The organism is Kitasatospora sp. NPDC032150, from assembly GCF_055579945.1.
Genome location: NZ_JBVIMH010000072.1, coordinates 1 through 9,492, shown reverse-complemented (window position 1 = coordinate 9,492; position 9,492 = coordinate 1). Strand labels below are relative to the sequence as shown.

The following is a 9,492-nucleotide window of genomic DNA, read 5'->3' as shown; positions in this document are numbered from 1 at the left end:
TGGCTTCTTCTTCCCCATGCTCTCCATGATGGACATCATCCTTACCGGGGCCGAAGCCCCTGATCAGGGGTGTCCGTCAAAGCGAATCAAGCCCAGAGATCCAGCTGCACCAGAAGGCCGTGATGGACAGTCTGCAAGACACCCCCGCCCGCGTCGAGGCGTTGTCCGAGTTATCCAGGTTCCGTGCGGGTCTCCGCGCCTGCTTCCCCCGCCGCGGGGATGCCCTGTTCGAGTTGGCGGACGCGATGCTCTGCGCGCAGGGCCCGGTGCGATCACCGGTAGAGCTGTCCTTGGAGCCGGAGTTCCGCCGCCGACACGGCTCCGTCTACGACGCCCTGGCCCATGGCCAGATGAGCAGTAGCCGCTTACGGCACCTGCTGATCGGCCTGTCGGCCCCGGCCAGGGTGGGCGAGCCGCTGATGTTCGCGATCGACACCACTCGCACGCGCGCCCCGACGCCCAGTACGCCGACGAGCGCATGATGGTGCAGGTCCGCGGCAAGGGCGGAGACCGCTGGCTGCCCGGCTGGCCCTACAGCCTGCTCGTCGGCATCCAGTGGGGCTCCTCCTCCTGGGTCGATCCCATCGAGGCACGCCGGCTACGGCCCGGCGAGGAGCACACCGACGTCACGATCGACCAGATCACTGGGCTGCTCAAAGACCTGACCGCGACCGGGAAGTGGCAGCCCGGTGACCCGCCGCCGCTGGTCCTGCTCGACGCGGGCAACTACGCCACCGACCTCACCCACGCCCTGGCCGACCATGACGTGCAACTGCTGGTCCGGCTGCGTACCACCCGGGTCTTCTACCTCGACCCCCCGCCCCGGCGACCGGGACAGATGGGCCACCGCCGCGCCACGGCGCGGAGTTCTCCTGCTCCGACCCCGCCAAACGGCACGCCCCCGACTTCGAACGCACGGTGGAGTCCGAGCTGTACGGCACCGTGACCGTCCGCGCCTGGAGCGGGCTGCACCAAAAACTCGGCAGCACCGGCCGCTGGGCCAACTGGCCGCGGGACAAGCAGTTGCCGATCGTGCGCGGCACGGTCCTGCAGGTGGTCGTCGACCACCTGCCCGACGGCCGCAAGCCACCAAAAGACCTGTGGCTGTGGCACGGTGGCCCCGTCCCGGCCGACCCGGACCTGCTCTGGAAGGCCTACCTGCGCCGCTTCGACCAAGAGCACTTCCACCGCTTCGCCAAGGTCTACCTCGGCCTGGCCAGCGCACACCTGAGTTCGGCGGCGGCCACCGACCGGTGGGTGTCCTTGGTCATCGGCGCCTACGCCCAACTACGCCTCGCACGCCACCTGGTGGACGACCTGCGCCGCCCCTGGCACCCACGTCCCGACCCGGGCAAGCCCCTCAGCCCCTACAAGGTCCGCCTCGGCTTCCGCCGACTCCGCGCACGAATCGGCACACCCGCCGACTCGCCGAAACCCACCCGCCCCGGCCCCGGCCGCCCGAAAGGCTCGAAGAACCGCCCAAAATCCAAGCGACCGCCCTACCGCAAGACCGAACCGACCGCCAGCAAACACGCAGAGTGACGACGGGAGCTAAAATCGCAAGCTTAGGCGCGGACCCCATCGAGGACCCCGGCACGGGGGAGCTCGCCCACGCCGCGCAGGCACTGGCGGGGGAGTACCGGGCGAGCACCCGGGGCGAGCCGATCCGCGAGACCGGCGCACTCCTACAGGCGGCCGCCACCGAGCTCCGGGCAGCCGACCGCTTCCGCGGCACCCTCCTGCCCGTGGTGACCCGTCATCTGCACTGCGCCGTGGCCCTGCTGCTGCAGGCCCGGGTTCGGCTGGAGGAGGCGGCCGACCCGGTAGCCGGCGAGCAGTCCCGGACCGGGGCGGCGCGATAGAGCCGCCCCGGCCCGCGGCCGGACGCCCAGGCCCCGCGCAGCCGGGGTGCTGTGTACGGACGGGCCGGGCGCAGCAGGTTCGCCCAGGCGGGTTCGGCCAGGATGTCGCCGCAGCCCTGCTGGTCTCGTTCGCGGCCTCCGTCGGTACCGGCCGCTACCCGTCACACACCGGCCGACCGGCGTGCGTCGGCCCGGCCGCTGCGCCAGATGGGGGTTCGGGCAGCCGGGGCGGCGCCTGGTCGCGGTGAGCGAGACCAGGCGCGGCAGCGCGGCGCGGCCTCGCAGTGCGCAGCTGCGGCTGCCGGACGAGCGCGGCCGGGTGAGCGCACCTGCGGTGGAGACACGGCCGGCGACGATGCCTCGGGCCGGTTCCGCCGCGGTGTGGTGCTGCCGGTCTGGTGCTACTGCTCGCCCGCGGCCACGGGGTGTGGGGAACCGCATGCGGATCGCCTGGGTCGCCCACGCCCCGTGAACTCATGACCTTCCGTCGATTCTCACGACGCGCAGTAGTTCACGGTGCTTTGGGAGGAGCCGGCCGTGCCGCTGGACCAGGCTGCGGAGCCGTCGGCACGGTAGAAGACGAAGTTGCCGTCGGCCTGGACCACCGCGCGGCCGGCCTGGGCGCTGTTCAACTTGCCGACGGTGCAGACGACGCTGCTGCCGGCCATCAGCTTGATGTAACCGTTCTGCGACCAGTCCACATGGTCCACGCCCTGGCCGTAGGTGCCGCTGGCCCAGAGGGCCCTGCTGCCGTCGTTGGTGTACAGCACCAGATTGCCGTCCTGCTGGAAGACCAGCTTCACGCTCGACGAGTTGACGGAGTCGCCCGCGTACCAGTCGGCCTGGTTGGAGGTGAAGTTCGCGGCCGTCGCGTCCCACTCGCCGGCGGCCATCGCGTTGGTCGTGGCCAGGCCGACTGCGGCGACGGCCGCCGTACCGACCAGGGCGGCCCGGGTCAGCGTCCTGCGAAGCGGTGAGCCGGTGTTTCGGCGTGCGGTCATGAGTGTTCCTCTTCCTTGAAGTGTCGTGCGATGGCTGTGAACGGTGGTGGCGGGTTGCGTCACCGCCGGGAATGACCGCCGGGGTAGAACACGTCCTCGGGGGCATTCACGTGTGTGATCCGGCGCGGACGGTTCAAAAGGAACGGTCGCCGGGAATTTGCCTGCTGGAAGCAGCGCGCCAGCCGAAGGCGGAAGCCCGACCGAAGCAGGTCGATGTCGATGAGCTGGCGGCGCCGCCCGCCGGGCGGCGGCCTCAACCGGTATCCGGAAGCCCGACCAGGCGCCGTCGGCAGATGGAGGTCGACCCTCTGTCGGCCCTCGGCGCGATGCAGCATCCGTGTCGCGTGCCGCGTGACATCCGCGGCCGGCCCGCCGATCAGGTGTAGCAGTAGTTCAGGTTGCCCTTGCGGTGACCGTAGGTGCCGGTGGACCAAGTGGCGTTCCCGTTGGTGTCGTAGAACACGAAGTTACCGTCGTCCCGGACCTCGGCGTGGCCGCCCGGTGCGGGGTTGAGCTTGCCGAGGGTGCATACGACGTTGTCGGAGGCGTCCAGCAGTTTGACGTATCCGGACTTCGACCAGTCCAGATGCGTCACGCCCTTCCCGCTCGTGCCCGAGGCCCACAGCGGGTAGTTGGTTTCCCCGTCGTACCCGTAGAGAACGAGATTACCGTCGTCCAGGAAGTTCAGGCCGGTCAGGAGGTTGTTCGCCCCCGCCCCCGACTGACCGGCCTGCCAGTCGGGCTGGGCGAGGGTGAAGGTCGCGGCCCAGGAATCGGCCATCGCGGTGGTGCTGGTCAGTCCGAGCACACCGGCCGCCGCGGTACACACCAAGGCGGCGCGCCCCAGGCGCCTGCGCGCCTTGGAGCTACTGGACTTACTGACTATCACGAGTGTCCCTTCGACATTGCCGCTTCGCTGCTCATCGCCCGGCGCGCGGCAGAACGGCTGCATGGTGGGTGGACGTTGTGCCGCCGAGGCCGTGGGCAGAGCAACGGCGCGACACCGAGCAAAACGGCCGGGCCGCAGCTCTTCGCGTGGACGCGGAGGCCCGGCGTCGCCGCGGGCCTGGCGATGTGCCCCTCCGGGCAGGGCGGGGCCCGGCCGCATGGGTCTGCAACTGGACCGGATGCTCAGGTGTAGCAGTAGTTGAGGTTGCCCGGCCCGTTGTAGGTGCCGGTGGACCAGGTGGCATGCTCGTTGGTGTCGTAGAAGACCATGTTGCCGTCGTCCTGGACCCGGACCGTACCCCCCGGTGCGGGGTTGAGCTTGCCGAGGGTGCACACGACGTTGTTGGAGGCGTCCAGCAGTTTGGCGTAGCCGGAGCGCGACCAGTCCACGTGGGTCACGCCCCTGCCGCTGGTGCCACTGGCCCACAGCCGGGTCCCCCCGTCGGTGTCGCTGATGGTGTGCAGCACCAGGTTTCCGTCGCTCTGCAGCTCCAACGTGACGCTGGAGGAGGACGCGCTGTTATTGGCGTACCAGTCGGACTGCGCGAGGGTGAAGGTGGCGGCCGTGCTGCCGGAGTCCAGGGCCATCGCCTCCGCACCGGACAGGCCGACCACGGTGAGAGCCGCAGTGCACACCACGGCGGCCCGCACTCCGGCTTTCCGCAGACGCAGACCAGGGAACTGACTTATCGACATGAGATCTCCTCACTGGATGTGATGCGGGATTTGTTCGGACGGGCCCTCACTGGTGCACCGTTCGAATTTCGGACGCCTTTCCGGCTCCACAAGCACCCGCCGCCCGTCGAGTAGCACCTCGGCATCCGCCCGCTGTGGGCAGGGCGTGGCGGACCCCGGTGGAGAAGGAGAGCACCGCCGGCACCGCGTCGAGCTTCGCCAGGTGTCGCTTCAGGTTCACGTCTTCCCCATCTCCGCCATGACAACTGACACCGCTATGGGCGTCGCAGCGCATCGCACTGCGGAGCCGCCGTATCCGCAGTGCGACAGCCGTACTCGCTGCGGGGCTGCTAGCCCGACGGCCGACAGCCCGGATACCGGGCTGGTGTGTCAGCCCGATGGAAGAATCATCTTCGGCGCGCCTATCACGGAGCTAACATGCCGCAAAGATCAACCAGGGGTTGCAGTGCAGTTCAGTGTGCTCGGTCGACTGAGTGTCCGTGACGGTTTGGCAGAGACCACTGTGAGCGGTGCGAAGCTCCGCTCGCTGCTGGCAGTGCTGCTCCTGCATGCGAACCAGCCCGTCGCGACGGATCGGCTTCAGGACGCGTTGTGGAACGACAACCCGCCGGCCCCGGGGGCCGCCGCCGTGGACAATCCGGTGGCACGGCTTCGGCGTGTGCTGTCCGACGAAACAGGCAAACGGATCTCGATGACCCCGCTGGGCTACCAGTTGAAGGTCTGTGACGGTGAGCTGGACTGTCAGCTCTTCGAACACCATGTCGGCCGGGCCCGGACCGCGATCCTGAACGAGGACTGGGACGCCGCCCGCCACGAGACGGCCGCAGCACTCGACCTGTGGCAGGGAGAGCCGTTGGCCGAACTGGCCGACCTCGAAGAAGCACGGGCCCCGCGTGAACAGTGGGCCGAAGCCCGACTGCAGGCGCTGGAATGGCACTTCGACGCCCAGCTGAACCTCGGCCGACATCACGGAATCAGCGCCGAGCTCGCGGCTCTGGCTGCGCAGCATCCCTACCGGGAGGCATTCCACCGGCAGCTGATGACCGCTCTTCACCGCGCCGACCGCACCGCGGAAGCTCTGGAGGTCTACCGCACACTGCACCGTGACCTCAGCGACGAACTCGGCATCGAGCCCAGCCGCGCCACTCAGGACATCCACCAGGAGATTCTGACCTCCAGCAGCCAGACCGCGCCCCCGTACCAGCACGCACCGAAGACATCACGGCCGACAGCCGCCATGGTGAGTGCCTCGTTGCCGAGGGACATCTCCTCCTTCACCGGACGACGCGAAGAGCTCGGCCTCGTGCTCGCAGCCTGCCGCAGCGGTGCTGCAGTGGGTGGGGTGGTGGGGATCCATGCCATCGACGGGATGCCGGGTGTCGGCAAGAGTGCCTTCGTCGTCCATTGCGCCCACCGTCTGGCCTCCCACTTTCCCGACGGCCAGATCTTCGTGCCCCTGCACGCTCACACCCCGGGCACGCCCGCCGTCGAGCCGGCCGACGCTCTGGCCACCCTGCTGCTGGCCATCGGCGTGGCACCGCAACAGATCCCGTCCGACCTGTCGGCACGGGTGGGGCTATGGCGCAGTCAGGTGGCCGGCAAGAGGATGCTGGTGCTGTTCGACGACGCCCGCAGCAGCGAGCAGGTGATGCCCCTACTCGCTGGCGCCCCCGGAACCCTGGTGCTGATCACGAGCCGCCGCAGACTGGTGGGTCTTGAGGACGCCGTACCCATCACGCTGAACGTTCTGCCCCCGCAGGAGGCTGCTCAACTCTTCACGGCCAAGGCCGGTCGAGCGGGGCTGTCGCCGGATGATCCATCGGTCGTCGAGACGGTACGCCTGTGCGGGTATCTGCCGCTGGCCGTTCAACTCACGGCGGCTCGCCTGCGGCACCATCCGTCGTGGGCGGTCGCCGATCTCATCTCGGACCTGACCGCGGCTACCGGCCGCCTTGACGCACTCAGTGCCGAAACGACCTCCGTTGCCGCCGCCTTCAACCTCTCCTACCGGGCTCTCCCCCCCGATCTGCAGCGGCTCTTCCGGCGGCTCGGCCTGCACCCCGGTGACGACCTCGACGCGCACGCCGCCGCCGCGCTGGACGGCACCGACCTTCGCACTGCCAAGCGGCGACTTGAGATGCTGGAGGACCACCACCTGATCGACGAACCGCTGCGCGGCCGCTACCGGATGCACGACCTGATCCGCGAGCACGCCCGGGCGCTGGCCGCCACCGACGAGCCGACAGACCGCGCGACTGCTGGACCACTACCTGGCCGCCGCCCACACGGCCAACCACCAACTCGCGCGCTACACCCCCGCCGCAACGCAGCCGCCGGCCACCGGACCCGACCTGTCCACCCCAGTGCTCGCGATCGCGTGGCTTCGGGCTGAACGCGCCAACCTGCATGCCGCCGTGGAATTCGCCGCAGTTCACCAGCGACCGCAGCACGCGGTCCGGCTACCCGCCGCCATGCACGAGTTCCTCCGCAGCCAGGGCCACTGGCAGCAGGCCCGTAGCCTGCACCAGATCGCCTTGGACACCGCCCTGCGCACCGGCGACCGGCTGGGCCAGGCCGACTCTCTCACCAACCTGGGCATAGTGTGGCTTCTCACCGGACAGGCGGAGCCATCGGCGCGGGACCTGCTCCAGGCCCTGGATCTCTACCGCGAACTGGGGGAGCGCGGCGGCGAGGCGAACGCGCTGAGCAGCCTCGGCGAGGCCAAGTACCTCACCGGACGTTTCGCGGAGGCGGCCGAACTGCTGCGTGAAGCACTGGCGTTCTATCGAGAGCTGGGCGACCGCCGTGGCGAGTCGAACACCCTGAGCAGCCTCGGCCATGTCCTCCAGCTCTCCGGGCGGCGCACCGAGGCCGTCGAGCACCTCCAGTCGGCCCTGGAGCTGTGCCGTGCCCTCGGAAACCGGCTTGGCCAGGCCAACACCCTCACCAGCCTGGGCTTGATCAGGGAGTTGACCGGTCCGTACGCGGAGGCCGCCGCCCACCACCGGGAAGCGATAGAACTCTTCCGGAGTCTGAGCAATAACTTCGGCCGCGGAAACGCGCTGACTGAGTTCGGCAACATCGAGCGCCTTATGGGCAACTACCAGTCAGCGGAGGCGAGTTTCCACGAGGCGCTGGAACTGTACCGTCCTCTCGGCTCCCGGCTGGGTCAGGCCAACGCATTGGTTTGCCTGAGCTTGGCCCAACAAGCCACCGGTCGGTACGCGGAGGCTGCCGACACCGTCCGCACCGCGCGCGAGATACACCACGCGATCGGCAATCGGCGCGGGGAGGCCTACGCCCTTGCCTGCCTGGGCGGCATCGAGCATGACACCGGCCGCCCCGCCGCAGCCGTCGCCCGCCCACCGCAGGTCGCTGTCATCGCCGACGTTCCGGGTCTGCGGGTTGTAGGTTCCTCGCCGATGGTCCCTTGTAGGTTGCTCGGTGGTTCTACCCGGTCGGCGGCCGCGCCGCCGTCCCGCTGGGGGTGCTCGCCGGCTGGGCTGAGGTCTGGGGTGCTCGCGTCATCCGGCTGGGGCGCGGGCGGGTGAGCGTTGCGGGTCGGAGCGCGGCGCGGCCGAACCGGCCGGCAGCCTTGTCGATCACGGGTTCCAGGGTGCGGCGGTCTTCGGCCTGCGGGTCGAAGGTGAGCTGGGTCCAGCCTGCGGCGGCGGGGGCGAGGTCGGCGACCCGGGCGGTGACGGCCCGCACCCGGGCCCGCTGGAGGCCGAGTGCGTCGAACAGGCCGTACAGGGCCTCCCGCAGGTCGGGGCTGTGCTGGGTGGGCTCGCGCAGGGTGCGCCGGCGGGTGGTGTGGGAGCGGTCGGCGTAGGTGACCTGCAACTCCACCTGGCGGCTGGTCTGGCGGGAGGCGCGCAGGCGGGCGCCGAGCTCGCCGGCGAGGTCGAGCAGGGCCCGGCGGATCAGGTCGGGCTCCAGGACGTCGCGCTCGAAGCGGCGGGCGGCGGCGATGGCCACCGCCCGGTGGTCGACGCCGTGGGCGCGCTCGTGCAGGAGCCGCCCGGTGCTCGCGCCGGCCACCCGCTGAACGGTAGCCAGCGGCAGGCCCGCGAGCTGGCCGATGGTCTCCACCCCGTAGCGGGTCAGCGAGCGCTCCAGGGCGGGGCCGACGCCGGACAGCGCCCGGACAGGCTGCGCCTGGAGGAAGGCCAAGGCCTGGTCGGGGTCGTCGACGATCCGCACCGTGCCGAGCGCCGTGGTGTCGGCGAGCAACTGGGCGAGCATGCGGGTACGGGCGCCGCCGACCGCGGCGAGCAGCCCGAAGTGCGAGGCGAGCCGGGTCTGCACCAGGTCGGCGAGCCCGGCCAAGGTGCGGTCGAAATATTTCAGGGCGCCGGTGACGTCGAGGACGGCGGCGTTCGGCGGCAGGGCCTGCACGACGGGGGTGATGCCGGCCAGGACGTCGAACAGCTCCGTGTAGACCTCGAACCGGGGCTCCGCGAGGCGCAGGTGGAGGATCTGGCGCTGGGTCATCCGGCACTCCCGGAGGAGGCGTGCCACATCCGCCCGGCGCCGCCCGAGCCCCTGTGCCGCGCACCGCGGCCGGGGCCCTCGGGCTGGGGTTCGCCGTCGACGGGCGGGTGGGCGAGCAAGGTGCGGACGGCGGCGGTGCCGCCCGCCTGGTGGGCGTCGGCGATGTCGCGCAGGTTCCAGGCGTGGGTGCCGACGATGCTGATCGAGCGGCCACGGCGCTGGAGGGTGCCGCGCACCAGGTGTAGGTTCCGCGCCTCAGTGTCCAACAGCATCGCTGTGACCTGCGGGCCTTCGGAGTTCCGCGCTCATGTCTTCTGGTTGCTTTCCGCGGGACCGTGTCCAATCCTCGCCAGTCAGGTCATTGATGACGTCGCTACTGAACTTGATTGGGTGATGTCGGCAACGCCGCTGCGTTATGGCATGAGTGCGCAGGTCAAGGGGCTTGAACAAGGCAACGGGACACCTGTAGATCAACGATCGGCGAAGAAAGT

General features: G+C 70.0%; 12 protein-coding genes. 7 read left to right on the top strand and 5 right to left on the bottom strand.

The genetic code is table 11. The features are described 5' to 3' along the window. Positions 1–122: 122 nt before the first annotated feature. Genes ACZ5ON_RS35390 through ACZ5ON_RS35375 form a run of 4 tightly spaced genes read left to right on the top strand, consistent with a single transcriptional unit; the run spans position 123 to position 1,862 of the window. Complete coding sequence (locus ACZ5ON_RS35390; RefSeq protein ID WP_465601554.1) at positions 123–482, top strand: transposase; 360 nt, start codon at positions 123–125, stop codon at positions 480–482. After that, positions 479–946, top strand: a complete 468-nt coding sequence (locus tag ACZ5ON_RS35385) for a transposase (protein ID WP_465601551.1) — start codon at positions 479–481, stop codon at positions 944–946. The genes ACZ5ON_RS35390 and ACZ5ON_RS35385 overlap by 4 nt, the downstream gene beginning before the upstream one ends. Continuing rightward, positions 919–1,542 carry a hypothetical protein gene (locus ACZ5ON_RS35380; RefSeq protein ID WP_465601548.1) on the top strand — a complete coding sequence of 208 codons (624 nt, stop codon included), beginning with the start codon at positions 919–921 and terminating at the stop codon, positions 1,540–1,542. The genes ACZ5ON_RS35385 and ACZ5ON_RS35380 overlap by 28 nt, the downstream gene beginning before the upstream one ends. After that, a complete protein-coding gene (locus ACZ5ON_RS35375) occupies positions 1,539–1,862 on the top strand; it encodes a hypothetical protein (protein WP_465601546.1) in 324 nt (107 codons plus the stop codon). The genes ACZ5ON_RS35380 and ACZ5ON_RS35375 overlap by 4 nt, the downstream gene beginning before the upstream one ends. A 494-nt stretch (positions 1,863–2,356) precedes the next feature. Here the strand turns inward: ACZ5ON_RS35375 and ACZ5ON_RS35370 are convergent, their stop codons facing one another. The 3 genes from ACZ5ON_RS35370 to ACZ5ON_RS35360 all read right to left on the bottom strand — a co-directional run bounded on the left by ACZ5ON_RS35370 (position 2,357) and on the right by ACZ5ON_RS35360 (position 4,507). Further along, positions 2,357–2,863, bottom strand: coding sequence for a hypothetical protein (locus tag ACZ5ON_RS35370; RefSeq protein WP_465601544.1), 507 nt, complete (start codon positions 2,861–2,863; stop codon positions 2,357–2,359). A 376-nt stretch (positions 2,864–3,239) separates the two neighbouring features. After that, a complete protein-coding gene (locus tag ACZ5ON_RS35365) occupies positions 3,240–3,695 on the bottom strand; it encodes a hypothetical protein (RefSeq protein ID WP_465601541.1) in 456 nt (151 codons plus the stop codon). A 299-nt stretch (positions 3,696–3,994) separates the two neighbouring features. After that, a complete protein-coding gene (locus ACZ5ON_RS35360) occupies positions 3,995–4,507 on the bottom strand; it encodes a hypothetical protein (RefSeq protein ID WP_465601538.1) in 513 nt (170 codons plus the stop codon). Positions 4,508–4,952: 445 nt separating this feature from the next. Here ACZ5ON_RS35360 and ACZ5ON_RS35355 point away from each other — a divergent pair, with 445 nt between their 5' ends. Beyond that, positions 4,953–6,899: an AfsR/SARP family transcriptional regulator gene (locus ACZ5ON_RS35355; protein WP_465601536.1), complete on the top strand. Its 1,947-nt coding sequence runs from the start codon at positions 4,953–4,955 to the stop codon at positions 6,897–6,899. Further along, complete coding sequence (locus tag ACZ5ON_RS35350) at positions 6,871–8,058, top strand: tetratricopeptide repeat protein (protein WP_465601533.1); 1,188 nt, start codon at positions 6,871–6,873, stop codon at positions 8,056–8,058. The genes ACZ5ON_RS35355 and ACZ5ON_RS35350 overlap by 29 nt, the downstream gene beginning before the upstream one ends. Here the strand turns inward: ACZ5ON_RS35350 and ACZ5ON_RS35345 are convergent. Together ACZ5ON_RS35345 and ACZ5ON_RS35340 are read right to left on the bottom strand one after the other, a co-directional pair. After that, complete coding sequence (locus tag ACZ5ON_RS35345) at positions 7,958–9,001, bottom strand: DNA polymerase Y family protein (protein ID WP_465601531.1); 1,044 nt, start codon at positions 8,999–9,001, stop codon at positions 7,958–7,960. The genes ACZ5ON_RS35350 and ACZ5ON_RS35345 overlap by 101 nt on opposite strands. Continuing rightward, positions 8,998–9,273, bottom strand: coding sequence for a hypothetical protein (locus ACZ5ON_RS35340; protein WP_465601528.1), 276 nt, complete (start codon positions 9,271–9,273; stop codon positions 8,998–9,000). Before ACZ5ON_RS35340 ends, ACZ5ON_RS35345 begins: the two co-directional genes overlap by 4 nt. Here ACZ5ON_RS35340 and ACZ5ON_RS35335 point away from each other — a divergent pair. Further along, on the top strand, positions 9,260–9,492 hold a 233-nt coding region (locus ACZ5ON_RS35335; protein ID WP_465601526.1), incomplete at its 3' end, for a hypothetical protein. The genes ACZ5ON_RS35340 and ACZ5ON_RS35335 overlap by 14 nt on opposite strands.